Origin of the sequence: Blautia wexlerae, from assembly GCF_013300825.1 — a bacterium.
In the GTDB taxonomy this organism is placed as follows: domain Bacteria; phylum Bacillota; class Clostridia; order Lachnospirales; family Lachnospiraceae; genus Blautia_A; species Blautia_A wexlerae_B.
On record NZ_JAAIMY010000042.1, the window covers coordinates 1 to 20789 of the forward strand.

The window sequence follows — 20789 nt, forward strand, 5'->3', positions numbered from 1 at the left end:
GGAATTTCTGCAAACCCTTAAAAAAGTTCTTATACGCAGTACAGGCATCTTTGATCGCCTGTTTGGTTACATTATTTGAAATATTCAATAACCATGCATATTCATCAGAATGTCTAAGCTTTGTAAATTCTTTTCTGAGTTCTGCATCTGAAAGGAATTTTCCGCCTTTTTCATAGTTTTCTATTTCCCTGGCCAAAGCCCAGTTATAAGCAAATCTTGAAGCACCTGCGTACTGAAACATCTTAGTTTTCTGTACATTATTTGGTATCAGCATTACTTTTATGGCTTTTACCATCTGTTTCCCCCTGTATCAGTTCACGGATAAGTTTCTTAGCTTTATCCGCTCGTTTTCCTTGTAATTTACAACTGAATACTGTGATTATCTGAACCAAATCTTCAACAAGTTCCTGCTGTTCGGATTTTTCAGTATTATCAATAATCTCAATCTCACAATTATAAAGTGAAGCGATATATTCTATCAGCTCAAAACCAAATCGTAATAGCCGGTCTTTATATAAAACAACAACCTTTTCAATCTGATTTTGAGATATTCGCCTGATCAATTCCTGAAGTCCTTTTTTCTTATAATCAATCCCGGAACCGATATCACTTATTATCTCAAACGGCTGTCCTTTTGCCAAAAGATATGTCTTAACATTATCAATCTGTCGTTCCAGATCATCTTTCTGTTTATGGCTGGAAACGCGACAATATCCAATTGTAATGCGGTTTTTAGGCTTTACATTTATTACCTGGTTGAGTTGCTCATCAGAATAATATCTATAGCCACTTACTGTAGTATGATACGGATGAAGTTTTCCATTGGCATCCCAATTTCGTAATGTCTGGGCAGATACCCCTATAATTTTTGAAAATTCATGTATAGAATAATATTTACTCAAAGTATCAACTCCTTTCAATAATATTCTAGCCATGAGCAAAACTCCACACATTCAGTATTTATGCGGGTTTGCGAGGCATGGCAACCTCATTAATCACTTCAAATTTATAGTAACAATCAGCTCCAAATGATATAATTAAGTTGTCAAAATCAATTCACCGAAAGGAGCTGATTGTTATCTATCGTCAAGAAATTTTGAAAGACATTCGTCTTTTCACTTCACAACCAGTTGCAAAGTTTTATGATTCTCTTTTTTTGAATCTTGATTTATCCTTTGTTCCGGAATTCCCCAAGACAGGAAGGAAAGGCTTTTCAAATCACGCTATGATTTGTTCCTTTATTGTCATGAAATGCGAAGGCTTCTCCATGATTTCCGATCTTGTCGATTATCTTCACAATAATCTTCTGATTGCGCATTTTTGTGGCTTTGATATTTCTCGTCCACTTCCTTCTTATTGGACTTTTGATCGCTTCCTGAAAAATTTCGATAACAAAGTTCTCTCTGAAATCATGAAAACTCAGGTGTTATTCCTTTCTAAAGAAGGTATTGTAGACACTTCTTTTATTGGCTTAGATTCAACCCCTGTCTCTGCAAATACTTCACAGAATAATCCGAAATCTTTTCTCTCAAATAAGTTTAAACCCGGAAATCAACCAAGGGCGGATTCGGATTGTAAACTCGGCGTCCACACTGCATCCAATCAAACGAACGAGAAAAAATATGAATTCTATTGGGGCTATAAAAATCATGTCCTTGTAGACTGTATTTCAGGTCTTCCTATTTATGAAATGACCACAACCGCGGAAGTTCATGATGCTACCGTCGCTTTAGATATCCTTGCTGCTACCCATTCCTTTCAACCAATAACGGACTGCACATTCCTTGCCGACAAAGGTTACGATGTCAAAAATATCTACAATCAGGTTAAGGATCTTTACAATGGAGAATGTATCATTCCATTAAACAAACGTAATTCCAAAAATCCGAAACTTCTTCCTCAAGGGAATCCCATTTGCGAAGCAGGGCTTGCCATGTGGAAGGATGGTAAGTTTTCCGATTGTGGTCGTACCCGTCAAAAGTTTTGTTGTCCTCTAAAATCAAGTAAAGATACCGTTTGCCCATGCCACCACAAAAATTTCTATAATGGTAAAAAGCATCGTGGCTGTACGAAATATCTCACCATTCCTGATGATTTAAGACTTTCCATTGATAGGGACAGCAAATATTTTGAAAGTAATTATTCACTCCGCACAGAATGTGAACGCTATAATTCGCGTTTTAAAAATACTGGTCAGGAGCGGATGTGGGTGAGAAATAAAGCGTCTGTTACAAACTTAAACACACTTGCCCATATCAGTTTACTGGCAGTTGCCGTTGCCGCAATCACTAGACATTCCGGTCAGTCTTATCGCAAACTAAAAACAATAAAACGAATTGCTTGATTAAAAATTTCTCATAGTCTTATGATTTCGTAAGTTTTGGACTTACGTTAGCTTTGCTATGCCATAAAATCGTAACCTCAAACTTTATGGAAACTAACTGCCACGTCCTACTTTTGAATTAATGTGTTTTGCTCATCTCTATAATATTCTACTCTAATATCTTATAAAACTCAACATGTGCTTATATGATTTTATAATTTATATTTAACTGTTAATAACCCCCATAATAAATATTTGTCTGATCATAGCAATTCTATAGTCATAACAATTTTATGGAAATACTCAGGCAATCCGGTCCATCAGAGCGTGAAGCCCTGCTGAACTGTCCTGATTGCATTGTTTTTTATGGAATTGCTATAGACAGTTTTATTTAATATGTATTCAGTATAACCCTTCCGGCAACAAAACGCTATCTGTATTTTGACAGATTTCTACGTTATTTTGACTTTTGGGGATTTTTAAGAGGAACTCTATAGTTAATATTCCACTATAATAAGGATAAAAAAGGTGACATTGTATGTTTAAATATAAAAAATTCCCGACAGTCATTGACAAAATAGTGTAATCAGAATATGATAGATACGATTGGTAAAGAACCTTGCAGTATGAAATCTGAAAGAGAAAAATATTTATCAGGAGTTGGAGAAGTATGTATCGGAAAAAGGCAAAAGGATGGACGAAGCATCTGGATTTTATGCTGCTGGATATTTTATGTATGCAGCTGGCATTTGTTATCTCGTATATAATCCGGTTTGGGACAGATAATCCATATATGGATAATGAGTACCGGATTCTTGCAATTGCATTTCTGTTTATCGATTTCTTTGTGGAAATCGTATCTGATTCTTTCAAAAATGTTTTGAAGAGAGGTTACTTTGAGGAATTGATTGCCACATGCAAACATGTGATACTGGTTGAGTTGGTGGCAACGCTCTATCTGTTTACTGTACAGATGGGAGGAATTTATTCAAGGATTTCCTATTATATTATGATTCCATTGTATATTACAATATCCTATACAGCCCGACTGGTCTGGAAGAGGACTCTTCGGAAAAGAGAACTTAATTCCAACGGAAAATCACTTCTGATCCTGTCACCGGAAGCAATTCTGGAAAAAACACTTCAGACAGTTTCGGAGAAACATCTGGGCTATTCCAAAATAGGAGCCGTTTCTCTGGATTCAGATCTGAGAGGAAAAACAATCTGTGGGATTCCCGTTGTGTCTGACCGTAAAGATGTGATTGAATTCGCCTGTGGTGAATGGATAGATGAAATATTTATTCCAACCTGTGAAGAAAGTGAATATCCGAATGATCTTATAGATACCTTTCTGGAGATGGGAATTACAGTGCATGCAGAAATCAGGCCTCCGGTTTCAATGGAGACAAGCTGTCAGCAGGTAGAAAAGATTGGCGATTATACAGTCATCACTACGAGCATGAACTATGCAGATTCATCGAAACTGCTTGTCAAACGTCTTATAGATATTGCAGGGGGTCTGGCAGGCTGCCTTATCACTCTGATAATTACAGTTATTTTCGGACCGATGATCTATCTCAGTTCTCCGGGACCAATTTTCTTCGCACAGGAGAGAATCGGACGTAATGGCAGAAAATTCAAGATGTATAAGTTCCGAAGTATGTATATGGATGCGGAAGAGCGTAAGAAAGAACTGATGGATCAGAATAAGATCAGTGACGGGTTAATGTTCAAGATGGATTTTGACCCAAGGATTATAGGTAATAAGATTCTGCCGGATGGAAGGAAAAAAACGGGTATCGGGCAGTTCATCAGGAAAACAAGCCTTGATGAATTCCCACAGTTCTATAATATACTAAAAGGCGATATGAGTCTCGTAGGTACAAGGCCACCGACAGTGGATGAGTGGGAACTGTATGAACCACACCACAGAGCAAGAATGGCATTTCGCCCCGGCCTTACCGGAATGTGGCAGGTGAGTGGAAGAAGCAACATTACGGACTTCGAGGAAGTAGTGAAGTTGGATACGAAGTATATCAGTGAGTGGAGTTTGAAGCTGGATATGAAGATTCTGTTTCAGACGGTTCTGAGTGTGTTTAAGAGTGATGGGGCGATGTGAGAGGAAGGTTGAGATCAGGAGCATCTGTATTAATTGCGGAAAGGAAAATATCAATGGTATTCTTTAAAATGGTTGTGAAATATGTCTTTTTAGGTCTGGGACTAATGAAGATCAGGTCAGCAAGGAAATCATGGATTTCTGCAAAGAAAATCACACCGGGATACTGGTACTGCCGGAGTATGATGAAGATTTTTCCAGGATATCCATGTACAGAAGCGGCAATTATTCGCCCCTTCACTTAAGTACCCGCATCCGGAATTATCTGAAATACAAAGCCTGGGCAGAAGGGATCCTGGTACTTGAGCTACGCGCCGACGGAACAGAAAAGCAATGTTCCATCTGCGGAGCCACCGGAAAAAAACAGGGCAGCATATTCATCTGCCAGAACGGCCATCAGGTCAACCGTTTCCTGAACGGCGCCCGAAACCTGGTCCGCAAATGCCAGGAAAGCTTCCGGAAAAACAACAAACCAAGTTAATAAGCGGCAGAAATGCCTCTTATATTATATAAATGCTGAGTGATCAGCAAGAGAGGAAGCGCCAGTGACGCCTCCTTTCCGGTTGAATACCGCCAGGCGGCCCAACGCAGGCGTCGCCGAAGAACCACCGGTTTGGAGTGATTCGAAGGATGGGGTGTATTCGAAGTTATAAGAATTAAGAGTAGTTAAAAATATATTTATGCGTATAACATACGGGTTTGTTGAACTTATATATCTAAAAAGCCTGCAAATGAGAGATATTTCTTATATAAATGCTGAGAAGAGAGTTATGAAAAAGAGGTAATACTAAAAAATCTCATTCCGATGTATACATAAATATTTTGGGGGATAAAGGAGCTAGAGAATATGAAAGTATGTTTAGTAGGTTCATCAGGTGGTCATTTAACCCATCTTTATATGTTAAAACCTTTTTGGAAAGATAAAGAGCATTTTTGGGTAACATTTGATAAAGAAGATGCGAGAAGCCTCTTAGAAGGAGAAAAAATGTATCCTTGCTATTATCCAACCAATCGTAGTCTAAGAGCACTTATTAAAAATACAAAAATTGCATGGAAAGTACTTCATAAAGAAAAACCAGATCTAATCATTTCGTGTGGCGCAGCTGTGGCTGTTCCGTTCTTTTATCTTGGAAAGAAGATGGGCGCAAAACTGGTTTACATTGAGGTGTTTGATCGTATTGACAAGCCGACAATGACCGGTAAGATGGTCTATCCCATTGTAGATAAGTTTATTGTGCAGTGGGAAGAACAGAAAAAGGTTTATCCGAAAGCAATTAACCTGGGCAGTATATTTTAGGTAGGGGACGAAAACGATGATTTTTGTGACGGTAGGAACGCATGAACAACCATTTAATCGGTTGCTCCAAAAAATAGACGAATTAAAAAAAGATGGAACGATTCAGGATGATGTGATTATTCAAACGGGATTTAGTACATACAGGCCTCAATATTGCCAGTGGAGTAAATTACTCCCCTATCAGCAGATGGTCAAAAATGTGGCAGATGCTCGTATTGTGATTACCCACGGAGGACCAGCGAGTTTTATTATGCCACTGCAGATTGGCAAGACGCCGATTGTCGTGCCACGGCAGCATCAGTTTAACGAGCATGTCAATGATCACCAAATGGAGTTTGCGCGAAATGTGTCAAAACGTATGGGTACGATTATTGATGTAGAAGATATTGAAACGCTAGGGGATATTATAACAAACTACGACAAGATTGTTGCTGGGATGGGCCATGGCATGATCAGCAATAACGCGAAGTTCAACGAGGAACTGGAAAAGCTGGTAGGTGAAATGTATGGAAGATGAGATGATAGCTAAAGTATTAGTAATAATGGCAACATATAATGGAGAAAAGTATTTACAGGAGCAACTAGATAGCATTTTACGACAGAAAAATATTCAAGTCGATATTCTTGTAAGGGATGATGGTTCAAACGATAAAACAAAAGAAATTCTTGAGTGCTATTCAAAAAACAATAAGTTGAATTGGTATACAGGAGAGCATTTAAATGTTCAAAAAGGTTATTTTGATTTGATGAAAAAATCTGCAAAATTAGAGTGGGATTATATTGCTTTTTCTGATCAAGATGATGTTTGGGATACGGATAAATTATATATTGCAGTGCAATCGTTGAAATCAGTAAATAGAGGAATTCCGGCATTATATTATTGTGGACAACGATTGGTTGATAGAAACCTAAATTTCTTATCAAATCATGAATTGAATGATAAAAGAACATTGATAACCAGATTTATTCTATCTGATTTTGCAGGATGTACAGGTGTTTTTAATAGAGAATTATTGAATGCAGTAATTCAGTATGAGCCACAGTATATGCTAATGCATGATACATGGATTCTTAAAGTGTGTCTTTGCTTGAAAGGAAAAGTATTTGTTGATACGAAACCGCATATGAGCTACCGACAGCATGGAGGAAATACAGTTGGTCTGGGAAGAAGTTTACCTGCGTATTTTAAACAGGTGAATCAATATTTGAACGAATACAATGTTGAAGCGCAGATGCAAGAACTTCTAAAAGGCTATGGAAATATAATGGTACCTGAATATGCGACATTGGCAAAGCAAGTATGTGGATACAAAAAATCATTCAAAGCTAAGAAAAGTTTGTTGAATAAGAAATATATAAATTTTTATAATAAAGGGTTGAATCTGACATACGATATCAAGGTTCTTCTTAATAAATTGTGAGGGAAATTATGTTGTTTAGTATTGTTGTACCAGTATATAACGTTGAAAAATATATTGAAGATTGCCTGGAATCGATAATTTATCAAATCGATAATGAAAAAAACTATGAAATAATTTTAGTGGATGATGGGTCTACAGATAGAAGCGGATTGATTTGTGATGAATATCAGAGAAGACATCCAAACTTTATAATGGTATATCACAACACAAATCATGGCCTTTTATGGACACGACGTTTTGGATTTAAGCAGGCGAAAGGTGATTATGTTATAAATTGTGATTCAGATGATTTGCTTGAGGATGAAGCACTTGTAAAGTTGAAGAAGATTGTAAAAAAATATAAATATCCTGATATCGTTATTTATAATCACAATATTTATGATGGAAAAAATAAAACAATTGCATTTAAAGATATTTTTACTAGTAATAAGGACTGTATTGTAGAGAGAAAAGACGTTTTAAAAGAATTTCTCTGCTACCATAGTATTGTGAGTGTGTGTGGAAAAATGATTAAACGAGACTGCATAGATGCGGAGAAAAAATATCAGCAATTTGGACGAATCAGCACAGGAGAAGATACATTGCAGTCAATTGAATTTTTTAGTAATGCAAAGACTTTTGTATATCTAAATGAGACTATCTATAATTATCGATGTGGATCAGGAATGACGGGTAAGTTTGATGAAAATTATTATTTTACATTTAAGAAAATCTTTGAAGAAATCGAAAAACAGAGTGAAAAGTGGGAAGTTCCAAACTTTGATCAATTGTTTGCTATAAAAGTATTGCAAACGGCTGGGCGGGCAATTACACAGTCGCGCTATAATCACTGGAAATTTATGAGAGAACATGTAGAATACTTGGGAAAAATTCGTGAAGATAGGATGCTGCAGGAAAATACAAAGTATTTGAATAAAGTGAAAGATAAATTACAGAAGGATCACTATATCTTGTTGAAACTATTGAAATATAATTTGAATGTGATAATTGTTTTGCTTTTAAATATGAAAAATATGACGGATAAAAGTCGTCAATAGATACAGGAGTTTACAACATGGAAAAAATATTATCTTTAAGTATTGCTGCATATAATGCAGAAAAAGATATTGTAAATTGTTTGGATTCGTTAATTCGCTCCAATGTACTTGAAAAATTGGATATTATTGTGGTAAATGATGGTTCAAAAGATCATACGGCAGAGGTTGTCCAAAAATACGTTGAAAGATACAGAGATTCCATTCGATTGGTAAATAAAAAAAATGGAGGACATGGTTCAACAATCAATACTAGTATTAAATATGCTTGCGGAAAGTATTATAAAATTTTAGATGCTGATGATTGGGTAAATAGTGAAAATTTGAATAGACTTGTAGCATTTTTAGAGAAAATAGATACAGACATGGTATTAAATCCTTATGATGAGATTGAATATAATACCAGAACAAAAAAAAGGCAGATGAATCCTTGGGATAATGAGGTTAGTTATGAAGAAGTTCATGGATTGGAGGAATTGGACAAAGTTATATTATACATGCATTCGCTTACATTTCGTAGAGAAGTAATCCAGAAAATGGGGGCAATTATTGATGAAAATTGTTTTTATGTAGATATGGAATATTGTATATTTCCACTTTTGTATATAAATTCTTTTGCATGTTTAGATTATCCTGTTTATCAGTATTTACTTGGTTCTCAGACACAGAGTATGAATATGGAAAATATGATTAAACGCCGAGATCAGCATCTAAAAGTAACTAAACGACTGGTTTCATTTTATAAAAAACATGAGGATGATTTGAATATCAAGGTGAGAGAAATTGTTATATTGAGAATTAAATATGCGATTTATAATCAGTATGTAATTTATCTACACATGTCTCCTAAAGAAGCTATAAATGAAATTAAAAGGTTTGATGAATGGTTAAAAAAACGGAATAAAGAGTTGTATAACGGACCTAAAGGCAAAATTATGGAATTTATTAAAATTAACAGAAAAACTAGCTATAGTTTATTTGTACCAACTACAATTTTGTTTAAGAAGATTGGAATGCTTAAGTAGTCGATTCATTTTAATTAGAGTTATTGGAAAAAGGTAAATCAGAGTAGGATGATATGAAGAAATTAATAAAGATTAATAAAGAAACTTTATATTTAGTAGGATATTTTCTCATGGGATTATCAGCAGTGGTAATTGGAAATTCATATCTGTTTGGAGTTAATAGATTTCAAATATGTGAAGTGGTACAGTACTTATCGGCTACTATATTTTTATGGTCTTTCTGCATCGATAAATATAAAATCTTTGATTTTGTGAGTGCTTTTTTATTTGGAATTGTAATACTTATATCAGCAATTATCATGCACGATATTACTTTTGCATTATATGGAATATCAATTGTTACATCTCTTCATATTGATGTACGTAAAATTGTAAAGAGCAGTGTAATAAATAATGCTATCTTTTTATGCATAGTTATTGTGCCAGCTTTGTTGGGATTCATACCGGATGATATTTATTATCATGAAAATATGAAAGCACATTGTTTGGGATTTGCATATTATTCAAATGTTCCATGTGTTATTTTAATGGAAACTTTTGCAATTTATTGGCTTATTCGGTCTAAAAAGATGGAACGATTGTTCTTGATTTTGAGTTTACCTGTACATATCTTGGTATATAAAGTATGCACAGTACGTCTGGAATTCTATGTATATATTATTTTCATGTTGGTTGTTTTGATATTAGGCAGCATAAACGTGAATAAGCAGCATAAGTTTATGACCTGTATTGCTACGTTTATGTATCCACTTGCGGCAGTATCAGTAATTTTAGCATCTTTAAAATATAAGAGTTCTGCAATTATATTTGCGTTCAATGAAATGATTAATAATAGGTTGAAATTTAATCTGCAAGGTTTTGAGCAATATGGAGTAAATTTGATAGGACAGAGAATAAAGTCTAACCAAGAATATATAGATCAAAATTTTGTTAATCATTATTTTTATATAGATTGTGGATATGTTTATATGCTCATAGGATATGGATTGATTTTATTTGCAATAATAATGTTTTTGTATACTTATCTTTCTCATTATGCTATGAAAACGAATAATATTAAATTAATTAGTTGGTGTTTTGCTATATGTGTTTTTTCAATAATTAATAATATTATGTTTAATACAGCATTGAATCCATTATTAATTTTAGGAATAAAATTATTGTTGTCCAATAGGACTTCGGATGGAAAAAGAGAATGGATGCCAAATAGAGTGGTTACAAAACGAAGACGGATCAAGATAAAACTTTGATAACACTGAGAATATTTAGAAATTAGTTTTTATAAAACACAGATTGAAAACTAAACTTTAATCTTTAAGAAATTGAAATTTATGAAGGAATCATAATATATGGCAAATCATAAGAAAATGGTGCAAACCAGCATTAAAAAAAATTATATATATAATACGATATATCAAGTGCTCTCTTTAATCACTCCATTGATTACTGCACCATATATTTCCAGAGTATTAGGTTCAAACGGAGTTGGAATTTATAGTTACACAAATTCAATTGTGACGTATTTTACACTATTTGCAGCTTTAGGAACAGCTTCTTATGGACAGCGAGAAATAGCGATGCATCGTGATGATCCAGAAACATCTTCTAAGTTGTTTTGGGAAATTGAAATTCTTTCACTTACGACTACAGCAGTATCATTAATAGTTTGGATAGCATGGATTTTTATTTCAACACAGTATACAGCAATTTATAGTGTACTAACTTTATCTGTTTTGGCGGTTGCGTTTGATATATCCTGGTATTTTGGAGGATTTGAAAAATTTAAATATATTGTTATTCGAAATACTTTGGTGAAAATCACAGGAATTATATTACTGTTTCTTTTTGTAAAAAACGAAACCGATATATTCCTGTATGTAGGCATTATGGCTGCTACAGGATTGATTGGTAATATTTCTATGTGGACTTATCTTCCTAAATTATTAGCGAAAGTAGAGTTTAAAACGCTTCATCCATTCAAAATCCATTTAAAGCAGACGTTCGCATACTTTATACCTACAGTTGCTACATCTGTTTATACTGTGTTAGATAAAACAATGATTGGCGCAATTACTAAGTCTGAAGAATTAAACGGTTATTATGAGCAGGCGACAAAAATTATCCGTATGATAGAGAGTTTGCTTTTTTCTTTGAATACTGTAATGGTTTCCAGACAATCGTATCTTTTTGCCGAAGGTCGGACAGAAGAAATTAAGGATAAAATTAATAAAAGCTTCGAGTTTATTTTTGCGCTTGCGGTTCCAATTATGTTTGGAATTTGGGGAGCTGCAAGGAATTTTGTTCCATGGTTTTTTGGAAATGGTTATGAACCGGTAGTTACGCTTCTGTATTTAATGAGTCCATTACCGTTGGTGATCTGTATTAGCAATATTATGGGGTCACAATATTTAACCCCTTCAGGTCAGCGTGCCAGAAGCTCCAAAGGAATTATTGCGGGAGCAGTAACCAATTTTTTGCTGAATCTGGCATTGATTTATAAATATGGTGCAAATGGTGCTACGCTTGCAAGTGTTGTGGCAGAGTGTGTCATCAGTGCTATTTATGTTCACATGAGCAAGGGATTTATAAATTGGAAAAAAATCTTGAATGTTCTTTGGAAGAAACTGCTTGCTGGTTTTGTGATGTTTTGGGCAGTATTGTTTATAGGTGGAAATTATCAGGGAAGTATAAGCATTTCTGTATGTCAGGTCATATTTGGCATGGCATTATATGGAATTATGTTAATTGTGTTAAAAGATAATGTTATTTATGATGCTTTGAAAATCATAAGAAGAAGGAAATAATACTTGAAGAATATTTTTACAGCATATTTTATGTCCGAAAGAGTGGAGGAATAAATACTAAAATGGTTGATTTAAATATAGAGTTACCAGATGGATTTTTAGATGAGGAAGTCAGATGTGGATATACGGTAACATCAAAGATGAAAGAGGTCTGGGCAGTTGAATTAGATATTACTGCGAAAATCATAGAAGTCTGTGAAAAATATAATATAAAGATTTTTAGTGATGGCGGAACAACCCTTGGAGCTGTCCGGCACAAAGGATTTATCCCATGGGATGATGATATTGATTTTGAAATGGACCGTGAGAATTATAATAAACTGTGCGAGGTTGGAATGAAAGAATTTAAATATCCGTATTTTTTTCAGACCGAATATACAGATTCAGGTTCTTTGCGCGGACATGTTCAGATCAGAAGAACTGATACGGCAGCTATATTGGCAAATGATACTAGGAAAAATATAAAGTTTAATCAAGGTATATTTGTAGATATATTTCCATTTGATAATATCCCGGATGATGCAGAAGAAGAAAAAACACTTCGGAAAAAAGTTGCCATGCTGAAGGAAAAAGCTTATAAAACCAGCCTAGTCTGGAGTGATTTTGCATCATCAGATAATAAAATAAAACAGTTGATAAAGACATTATATTATCCACTTTATAAACTAAAAAGCAAGAGTTCTCTGTATTATTATAAAAAAATGGAAGAAGCGGCAGTAAGCTATGATTCAATAATCTGTGAAAAAAAATGTCCCTTATCATTATCTCCATTGAATACAAAGTTTTACAGATATAAAGAAGATTTTGATAAATGTGAAATGATGGATTTTGAATTCTTAAAAATACCAGTACCAGTTAATTATCATGCTATTTTATCGAGGACATATGGTGATTATATGAAATTTGTTATAGGTACTTCGCTACATGGAAACGTTTTCTTTGATACAGATAAATCATATACAGAATATACAAATAGATAGAAAGAGAAAAGGTGAGATAGTGAACAGATATTTGTTTGAAGTTTTATGTTTCATTGAGAAAAATGGGAAAAAGGAATATGGAATCAGAGAAATATCTGATGCGATTCAGATTTCGGGGAATACTGTATCTAAAAGTTTGCAAGAAGCTAAAATTTCTGGGTATATTGAGGGAAAACAGATGCTTTCTATAACTTCAAAAGGTATAGAAGCACTTGAACCCTATAGAGTTAAAAAGGCGGTGATTATGGCAGCGGGGTTTGGAGCAAGAATGATGCCTGCTACAGCTGACAGACCGAAGCCCATGGTAACGGTTAATGGCAAACGAATTATAGATACGTTGCTAGATGCACTGGTGAATGTTGGTATTAAAGATATTGTAATAATAAGGGGATATAAAAAGGAACGGTTTAATGAAATTCTTGAGAAATATCCATTTGTGCGTTTTATAGATAATGATCGGTATGATAAAGAAAATAATATATCTTCAGTGATCTTAGCTTCGAAAGAGATTAATAACGGTTATCTTTGTGAAGCGGATCTATATATTACAAATCCAGAGGTGATTAGAAAATATCAATATGTATCTAATATTTTAGGTTCCTATTCACTGGAGACAGATGATTGGTCATTCAGGATTAAAGATGGCTATATTTCGGAATATCAAAAGGGTAATACCTATTGCTATAATTATTACGGTATTGCCTACTGGACAAAGGAAGATTGTCAGAAACTGAGATCAGACTGGGCTGAAATATATAAGGACAATAAAGGTGTTTTCTGGGAGGAAGTTCCATTAATTCTCAAAAAAGAAAATTATAAAGTAGAGATAAGACAATGCAATAAACAGGATATTATGGAGATAGATAATTATTATGAACTTGCTCAATTGGATGAAACATATAGATAAGGATGATTGATATGAATATAACGATAGTAGGAGCAGGGAATATAGGGACTCAATTTGCTGCTCATTGTGCAGAAAATGGGCACAAGGTTGTAGTTTACGGCTCAAAACCGGAGAAAATAAACAAACTTTTAACAGTTGTAAATGAAGAGAATGAAATTATTCATCGTGGAATCATTGAGAAAGCAACAGATGATGAGAAGGAAGCATTTTCCAATGCTGATCTGATCTTTGTGACCATGCCTGCTACACTAATGCGGTTGAATGCACAGAAAATAGAGCCTTTTGTTAAACCAGGGCTGAAAATATGTATTGTTCCGGGCACTGGTGGTGGAGAGTGTGCATTTTATAGATGTATTAAAAAAGGTGCTACAGTTTTCGGGGTACAAAGAGTGCCAAGTGTTGCCCGCCTTACTGAATATGGAAATACTGTAAAGGCAATTGGATATAGAGATGAAATGTTTGTAGCTGCGATACCACATAAAGAGACGGGAGAATGCTGTAAGATAATTGAAAGTATTATTGGTGTTAAAACAACGCCACTTCCTAATTATTTAAATATTACACTTACTCCTTCGAACCCTATTCTTCATACCACGCGGCTCAGAAATTTGTACGGAGATTGGAAAGAAGGGGTTGTCTACAAAAAAGTTCCCCTTTTTTATGAAAACTGGAATAACGAAACGTCAGAGCTTCTTATCGCCTGTGATACAGAGGTTCAGCAATTATGCAAGACGTTGCCGTTTAACTTATCCTATGTAAAATCATTGTGTGTTCATTATGAAAGCCCGACTGCAGAAGCGATGACAAAGAAGATATCGGGAATTACCGGATTTAAGGGACTGACAAGTCCAACGAAAAAAGTAGAAGGGGGATATATCCCTGATTTTAATTCAAGATATTTTACCGCTGATTTTTCATACGGGCTGGTGATTTTAATACAGATCGCAGAGTATGTAAATATTGATGTGCCAAATATGAGGGAAACCCTTCAATGGTATCATGATCTTGTAGGTGAGAGAAAGGAATATAATTTCAAAGATTACGGGATTAATACATATCAAGATTTTGTGGATTTTTATTCACTCTAATAGTTATGAAAATGTAAATAAAAGAGATGTTACAGTTTCTTACCTTGTTGAGAATAGTATATAACTGCGGAAATGATTAAATTGGGTGAAGATATATTACTTCTTGATTTTGTAAACATATCATCAGCAAATTATTTCTTTTCTGACTTTTATGTAAGACTTAACGTAACAAGTGAAGGCGGTAACGAAAAACTATATTTGAGCAAAGAGCATAAAAGCGGAAGAGAAAATATATTCAAATCAGTTATGTGATGGATATTTTGCAAAATAACGCATGAGAGGAAGAAGAGTTAATGAAAAAAGATGAATTCAATATATTAAATAGTTTTTATAATGGTAACGTTGGACGAATTAATTGTTCTTCTGATTTAGATGTTAAAAAGTCATTACAAAAACAAGAGGTTTTCAATTATTTGATACAGGCGGGACTGATAGCGAAAAATGGATCTAAAATCACTGATACTGGGCTTGAAGCTTTGGAACCATACCGTGTAAATAATGCGGTGATTTTAGCAGCCGGGGCATCTACCCGCTTTATTCCTTTATCGTTGGAACAACCTAAGGGTTTATTTGAAGTAAAAGGAGAGAAGCTGATTGAAAGACAGATTCAGCAACTTCAGGATGCTGGAATAAAGAACATCACGATTGTGCTTGGATACAAAAAAGAAATGTTTTATTATTTGGAAGACAAATATGGAGTAAATTTTATAATTAATGAGTCTTTTAATATAAAGAATAACATAGAGAGTTTGTACCTGGCAAAAGAAAAACTAAGAAACACGTATATATGTGTAAGTGATAGCTATTTTGTTGAAAATCCTTTTAATCAATATGAGTATCAGACATTTAACGCAGGGATAAGTATTAAGAAAAAAACGAATGAGATGTATGTTGATACTGATGAAAATGGAAAAATCATTATGATGGAAAAGTACAGGGATTCAGGAAAAGTATTATTTGGACATTCGTTTTGGAATGAGGATTTCTCGAACGCTTTTATTAAACTTATGGAAGCAGACAGGACTGTCGGAAAGTATAATCAGAGTTTTTGGGAATGGATGGTTAAAGATAATCTGAATAATCTGCCATCATTCTATTTTAAAGAATATGAAGAAGGAAATATTTATGAATTTGACTATTTCGAGGATTTGCGAAGGTTTGACAGCCAGTATCAGGGACATACACATAGTGAAATTATCCACAATATTAAACTTATTTTCAGATGCGATGAAGAAGATATCGTAAATTTTCGTAATGTAAATGAAGGAATGACAAATACATCATTTATTTTTGAAATTAATGGTATGGATTACATATATCGTCATCCCGGGGATGGGACAGACAGCATTATTAGTCGTAAAAATGAAAAAAACTCTCTGATTAAAGCAAAAGAAATAGGGATTGATCCTACTTATATTTATGCTGACATTAATGAAGGATGGAAGATATCAGTATTCATATCAGAATTCAGAGAACCGGATTACAATTCATTTAAAGATTCAAAAAAAATTATAAGTGTACTCAGAAAACTTCATGGTTCGGGTATTAAAGTTGATTATGGGATGGACCCTTGGAAAGATTCTTTGGAGATTGAAAAACTACTTCGAAAAAAAGCTCCGGAATGTTTTGAAAAAAATGAGAAATTAAAAAGAAAGATTGAATTACTTTATAAAAAGACTGCTGGTGATGGGGTCGAAAAATGTTTTTGTCATGGTGATACCTATAAACATAACTGGATGATCAAGCCAGACGGTAATGTAATACTTATTGACTGGGAATATTCAGGGTATTCTGATCCAGGAATTGATGTTGGATATTATATTGTTGATGCAATGTATGATTTCGATGAAGCAGAACGTTTTATAAAAGAATATTTACAAGATAGTTATACTGAGAAGAGATATTATCATTTTTGGGCATATACGGCTATTATTGCTTATTATTGGTACGTATGGGCATTGTATCGGGAATCCTGTGGAGCAGTTATGGGAGACGCTCTTATTAATTGGCGGGATATGGCAGAAAAGTATGCAGATCATATTTTAGACTGTGAAGGAGAATGATATATGAAAGAGAATAAACTGGTTCGAGTACTTGGACTAAAAGAATCTATCAGCATGACGATAGGAACTGTAGTAGGGGTAGGATTGTTTACCTGTGGCTCAGCACAAATTGGCTTAGTGGGATCGTGGATTATAGGATTTACATTTATAGCATTGCTGATTTCAATTTGGCCATGCCTTATTTATGGAGAGATGTCCGCTGCGTTGCCCTGTGCAGGAGGAACATATAATTACGCGAAACGAGGATTAAACAGGGTTTGGGCCAATATGGCAGGATGGCATTATATCATTTCAGTTGTAGCAATTGGTGCAGGAGAGACACTTGCATTTGCTAATTATTTTAAAATTCTATTGGAACAATTTAATCTTAACATTGCATGGCTGGATTCCCGTGTAATTGCGATTGCTCTTGTAGCTGTTTTTTTAATATTAAATTATCGAGGAATTGAACAATCCGGGAAGGCGCAGATAGCATTTATGTTTTTTTTCTGGGGCTGTTCTGTTTGTTGGTTTTTGTATATGATTCCCAAAATACATATAGAATATTTTGGCGGTATTGCAATGAATAGTCTACCACCTTTTAATGAGATGATGTATATTTTTGGACTTGTATGGTGGTGCTATACAGGATTTGAAACTTGCGTATCTATGGGCGCAGAGACGAAATATCCGCAGTTTACGTTACCCAGAGCTCTTAAGATCTCTGTGTTTTTAGTATTTGCGTTAAATGCATTATTTCAGTGGTTTCTTGTTGGACTTGTTCCTAAGAAATTTTATGGTGTTTTGGCAGTGGCAGATGCGCCTTACGCTGAGGGATTAAAGGCTGTTGGACTAGTCGGATTTCCAATTATACTTTTATGTATTGGTATCGCATTTGGCGGAGATTTATCTACAATTAATCCAGGTATCGCGGCACCAGCTAGATATATTTATACAATGGCAGAAGATGGAGCCCTTCCGTCGTTTCTTAGCAAGATTCACCCTAAGTTTAAAACGCCGTATGTGGCTATAACAGGCGTTGGGCTTATTAACTTTATTTTGATCGCAACAGGATCTATAAATTATATTGCTTCTGTTTCATTGATTTCATTAGCTATATGTTATATGATTGGCTGTTTATCTTATATAGGACTTCGTAGAAGTTATCCGGATATGAAAAGGCCATATAAAGCTCCTTTAGGCGTATTAGGTTGTTTGGTTACTATTGTAATATATTGCTTTATGTTACTCTTTGCTGATAAAGTTGCCTTACTTACAGCAGGAATTATTACAATAGTATGTATTGTATTTTATTATGCATATACACATAATAAGGGACATCAGATGCTTTCAATTGAGGAAGAAATTGGTGATATTGAAGAACCAGATGTTTTGACTAAAGAAAAAATGGATAGAGAATATAATATTTGGAAAATTATTACTATAATAGTAACGATAGTTGCCTTGGGAATATATATTATTCCGATGTTGTTTTGATTATTGTGATTTTTTTCAAGTTCTGTCTTTTTTAATTAATATGATTCCAAATGCTATTTTTAAGAAACAACAAAATTTCAGGTATTGAGAATCAAAAATGATTATTATTACAGTTGTCAATGGTGAGATCGTGATGATTTTAGCTTTAAAATTACAAAATATGAGGAGTGAATGATAATGTATGATTATTTGGTAGTGGGTTCCGGCTTATACGGTGCGATTTTCGCTCACGAAGCAAAAAAATCAGGAAAGACAGTTCTTGTAGTGGACAAACGGCCTAATATTGCAGGAAATGTCTATACAGAAAAAATCGAGGGAATCAATGTACATAAATACGGTGCACATATTTTCCATACAAATAATAAAAAAGTATGGAATTATGTCACACAGTTTGCAGAGTTCAACCGTTTTACAAACAGTCCGGTTGCAAACTATAAAGGAGAGTTATACAGTCTTCCTTTTAATATGTATACTTTTAATAAAATGTGGAGTGTTGTAACTCCGGAAGAAGCTGCTGCGAAGATCGAAGAACAGCGGAAAGAAGCTGGGATTATAGAACCTGAGAATCTGGAGGAGCAGGCAATCTCTCTGGTTGGACGTGATATTTATAAAAAGCTGATTAAAGGCTATACAGAGAAACAGTGGGGCCGTGACTGCAAGGATCTTCCTTCTTTCATTATCAAGCGTCTTCCGGTGCGTCTGACTTTTGATAACAATTATTTTAATGCACTGTATCAGGGAATCCCGGTAGGCGGCTATACAAAACTGGTAGCAAATCTTCTGGAAGGAATTGAAGTTCGCCTGAATACAGATTATCTGGAGAACAAAAAAGAGCTGGATGCCATTGCAGATAAGGTGGTTTATACGGGCCCTATTGATGCGTATTTTGGTTATACACTGGGGACTCTGGAATATCGTTCTGTCCGTTTTGAAACAGAGACTTTGGACAAGCCGAATTTCCAGGGAAATGCAGCTGTGAATTATACAGACCGTGAAACTCCGTGGACCAGGATCATCGAACATAAATGGTTTGAGTTTGGAAAGGATGAGGAGGGTAATGACCTTCCGAAGACTGTGATCAGCCGTGAGTTCAGTTCTGAGTGGAAGCCAGGAGATGAACCTTATTATCCTGTAAATGATGAGAAGAATAGTGCTCTTTATGGAAAATATAAGGAACTGACAGAAAAGGAAGAGAAGGTGATCTTTGGCGGCCGTCTGGGTGAGTATAAGTATTATGATATGGATCAAGTGATTGCGGCAGCATTGCAGTGCTGTGACCAGGAATTACATTAATTGATATTCCGTAAGTGCCTCAAAACATGGCGTAGTGACCATCGGAGATTTTCCTGATATATTTTATTCGTAAAAAGTATATCGAAGGAGACTGCACATATGGCAAGAACAAATCAGGAAGCTGTTACAGCTTTTGGTGAAATCCTGTGATACTAGGGTCAGACCCTATGAAGTACCTATAAAATAAGTAAACGAGTCCTAAAAGTTCTGTAAAGAAAGTATAAATATCTTGCATAGACATATCATATGTGGTATAAGTTGCTTAAAAATTATGTTGAGCAAAGGATGAGAAACATATGTAGGAAAATATGAAAGAGTATTTTTTAGAAAAGGAAGCCCGTGAAAGGCATCTGGCGATTTATCCTTAACTTCCAAAAATGAATAGCCCTAATGAAAATAAAACTAAAAAACAGCCCGTATTTATGCGGAGTTTCTTGCAAAAATGCGGGTTTTATTGTATAATGATTTTAGGGCTATATAAACCTAAATAAAGGAGGCAAATATGTACCTGAAATTAAGAGTCAAAATACCGGATGTGCATGGAAAATTGACCCGATTAAGACGCGGGGATATCACATATATTAAGTATGAGTATGATCGCTATTATGATCCGGAGAAAAAATATACCTATCCACAGAGAGCAACTATAGGCAAGGTGTGTGCAGATGATGACACTATGATGATCCCTAACGAAGCCTTTCTGAAATACTTTCCAGATGCAGTTTTATCAGGTATGGAAGACCGAACAGAGCGTAGCAGCTGTCTGCGGGTTGGTACATATGCTGCAATACATAAGATAGTATCGGATTATTCGTTAGATAAGATGCTTGGACAGTTCTTTTCTGAGCGGGATATGGCACTACTGCTCGACCTTGCATCTTACTCTATTGTAGAAGAGAGCAATGTAGCACAGCATTATCCGGATTACGCATACAATCATCCACTGTATAGTTCTGGTATGA

General features: G+C 34.8%; 18 protein-coding genes and 1 pseudogene. 17 read left to right on the forward strand and 2 right to left on the reverse strand.

All coding sequences use genetic code 11. From position 1 onward, the window contains the following. Together G4417_RS14915 and G4417_RS14920 are read right to left on the reverse strand one after the other, a co-directional pair. Positions 1-295: helix-turn-helix domain-containing protein (locus G4417_RS14915; protein WP_173684039.1), on the reverse strand; the 295-nt coding region annotated here is incomplete at its 3' end. Continuing rightward, positions 258-935 carry an IS607 family transposase gene (locus tag G4417_RS14920; protein ID WP_173717696.1) on the reverse strand — a complete coding sequence of 226 codons (678 nt, stop codon included), beginning with the start codon at positions 933-935 and terminating at the stop codon, positions 258-260. The genes G4417_RS14920 and G4417_RS14915, both read right to left, overlap by 38 nt. Positions 936-1042: 107 nt before the next feature. On the opposite strand from G4417_RS14920, the gene G4417_RS14925 reads away from it, so the two are divergent. The 17 genes and pseudogenes from G4417_RS14925 to G4417_RS15005 form a co-directional block, all read left to right on the forward strand. Continuing rightward, positions 1043-2344, forward strand: a complete 1302-nt coding sequence (locus G4417_RS14925; protein WP_118340187.1) for a transposase — start codon at positions 1043-1045, stop codon at positions 2342-2344. A 649-nt stretch (positions 2345-2993) separates the two neighbouring features. Then, positions 2994-4442, forward strand: a complete 1449-nt coding sequence (locus G4417_RS14930; RefSeq protein WP_173684041.1) for a sugar transferase — start codon at positions 2994-2996, stop codon at positions 4440-4442. A 130-nt stretch (positions 4443-4572) separates the two neighbouring features. Then, a complete protein-coding gene (locus tag G4417_RS14935) occupies positions 4573-4920 on the forward strand; it encodes a transposase (protein WP_243872170.1) in 348 nt (115 codons plus the stop codon). Positions 4921-5286: 366 nt separating this feature from the next. After that, positions 5287-5736: a PssD/Cps14F family polysaccharide biosynthesis glycosyltransferase gene (gene pssD, locus G4417_RS14940; protein ID WP_118753112.1), complete on the forward strand. Its 450-nt coding sequence runs from the start codon at positions 5287-5289 to the stop codon at positions 5734-5736. 16 nt (positions 5737-5752) lie between these two features. Beyond that, positions 5753-6253 carry a glycosyltransferase gene (locus tag G4417_RS14945; RefSeq protein ID WP_118753111.1) on the forward strand — a complete coding sequence of 167 codons (501 nt, stop codon included), beginning with the start codon at positions 5753-5755 and terminating at the stop codon, positions 6251-6253. Continuing rightward, on the forward strand, positions 6243-7157 hold the full coding sequence (locus G4417_RS14950; RefSeq protein WP_243872171.1) for a glycosyltransferase: 915 nt from the start codon (positions 6243-6245) through the stop codon (positions 7155-7157). Before G4417_RS14945 ends, G4417_RS14950 begins: the two co-directional genes overlap by 11 nt. Positions 7158-7165: 8 nt before the next feature. After that, positions 7166-8194, forward strand: coding sequence for a glycosyltransferase family 2 protein (locus G4417_RS14955; protein WP_173684042.1), 1029 nt, complete (start codon positions 7166-7168; stop codon positions 8192-8194). A gap of 17 nt (positions 8195-8211) precedes the next feature. Continuing rightward, on the forward strand, positions 8212-9216 hold the full coding sequence (locus G4417_RS14960) for a glycosyltransferase family 2 protein (protein WP_173684043.1): 1005 nt from the start codon (positions 8212-8214) through the stop codon (positions 9214-9216). A 53-nt stretch (positions 9217-9269) separates the two neighbouring features. Beyond that, positions 9270-10466, forward strand: coding sequence for a hypothetical protein (locus G4417_RS14965; RefSeq protein WP_173684044.1), 1197 nt, complete (start codon positions 9270-9272; stop codon positions 10464-10466). A gap of 99 nt (positions 10467-10565) precedes the next feature. Beyond that, positions 10566-12020, forward strand: a complete 1455-nt coding sequence (locus G4417_RS14970) for a flippase (RefSeq protein WP_243872172.1) — start codon at positions 10566-10568, stop codon at positions 12018-12020. Positions 12021-12082: 62 nt separating this feature from the next. Beyond that, entirely contained in the window at positions 12083-13000 is a 918-nt protein-coding gene (locus tag G4417_RS14975; RefSeq protein ID WP_173684045.1) for a LicD family protein, read from the forward strand. A gap of 19 nt (positions 13001-13019) precedes the next feature. Further along, complete coding sequence (locus G4417_RS14980; RefSeq protein ID WP_173684046.1) at positions 13020-13907, forward strand: sugar phosphate nucleotidyltransferase; 888 nt, start codon at positions 13020-13022, stop codon at positions 13905-13907. An 11-nt stretch (positions 13908-13918) separates the two neighbouring features. Further along, complete coding sequence (locus G4417_RS14985; RefSeq protein ID WP_173717697.1) at positions 13919-14995, forward strand: NAD/NADP-dependent octopine/nopaline dehydrogenase family protein; 1077 nt, start codon at positions 13919-13921, stop codon at positions 14993-14995. 293 nt (positions 14996-15288) lie between these two features. Further along, positions 15289-17058: a phosphotransferase gene (locus tag G4417_RS14990; protein WP_173684049.1), complete on the forward strand. Its 1770-nt coding sequence runs from the start codon at positions 15289-15291 to the stop codon at positions 17056-17058. 3 nt (positions 17059-17061) lie between these two features. Continuing rightward, on the forward strand, positions 17062-18534 hold the full coding sequence (locus tag G4417_RS14995) for an APC family permease (RefSeq protein ID WP_173684050.1): 1473 nt from the start codon (positions 17062-17064) through the stop codon (positions 18532-18534). A gap of 177 nt (positions 18535-18711) precedes the next feature. Next, positions 18712-19827, forward strand: coding sequence for a UDP-galactopyranose mutase (gene glf / locus G4417_RS15000; RefSeq protein WP_330598401.1), 1116 nt, complete (start codon positions 18712-18714; stop codon positions 19825-19827). Positions 19828-20329: 502 nt separating this feature from the next. Further along, a pseudogene (locus G4417_RS15005) lies at positions 20330-20789 on the forward strand (IS1634 family transposase); the annotation flags it as partial.

Excerpts from the sequence above, each read along its gene's own strand:
- G4417_RS14960 (WP_173684043.1), top strand. The coding sequence starts at position 8,212 with ATGGAAAAAATATTATCTTTAAGTATTGCTGCATATAATGCAGAAAAA.
- G4417_RS14995 (WP_173684050.1), top strand. The coding sequence starts at position 17,062 with ATGAAAGAGAATAAACTGGTTCGAGTACTTGGACTAAAAGAATCTATC.
- G4417_RS14955 (WP_173684042.1), top strand. The coding sequence starts at position 7,166 with ATGTTGTTTAGTATTGTTGTACCAGTATATAACGTTGAAAAATATATT.
- G4417_RS14985 (WP_173717697.1), top strand. The coding sequence starts at position 13,919 with ATGAATATAACGATAGTAGGAGCAGGGAATATAGGGACTCAATTTGCT.
- pssD (WP_118753112.1), top strand. The coding sequence starts at position 5,287 with ATGAAAGTATGTTTAGTAGGTTCATCAGGTGGTCATTTAACCCATCTT.
- G4417_RS14990 (WP_173684049.1), top strand. The coding sequence starts at position 15,289 with ATGAAAAAAGATGAATTCAATATATTAAATAGTTTTTATAATGGTAAC.
- G4417_RS14920 (WP_173717696.1), bottom strand. The coding sequence starts at position 935 with ATGGCTAGAATATTATTGAAAGGAGTTGATACTTTGAGTAAATATTAT.
- G4417_RS14950 (WP_243872171.1), top strand. The coding sequence starts at position 6,243 with ATGGAAGATGAGATGATAGCTAAAGTATTAGTAATAATGGCAACATAT.
- glf (WP_330598401.1), top strand. The coding sequence starts at position 18,712 with ATGTATGATTATTTGGTAGTGGGTTCCGGCTTATACGGTGCGATTTTC.
- G4417_RS14935 (WP_243872170.1), top strand. The coding sequence starts at position 4,573 with ATGGATTTCTGCAAAGAAAATCACACCGGGATACTGGTACTGCCGGAG.
- G4417_RS14975 (WP_173684045.1), top strand. The coding sequence starts at position 12,083 with ATGGTTGATTTAAATATAGAGTTACCAGATGGATTTTTAGATGAGGAA.
- G4417_RS14930 (WP_173684041.1), top strand. The coding sequence starts at position 2,994 with ATGTATCGGAAAAAGGCAAAAGGATGGACGAAGCATCTGGATTTTATG.
- G4417_RS14970 (WP_243872172.1), top strand. The coding sequence starts at position 10,566 with ATGGCAAATCATAAGAAAATGGTGCAAACCAGCATTAAAAAAAATTAT.
- G4417_RS14965 (WP_173684044.1), top strand. The coding sequence starts at position 9,270 with ATGAAGAAATTAATAAAGATTAATAAAGAAACTTTATATTTAGTAGGA.
- G4417_RS14945 (WP_118753111.1), top strand. The coding sequence starts at position 5,753 with ATGATTTTTGTGACGGTAGGAACGCATGAACAACCATTTAATCGGTTG.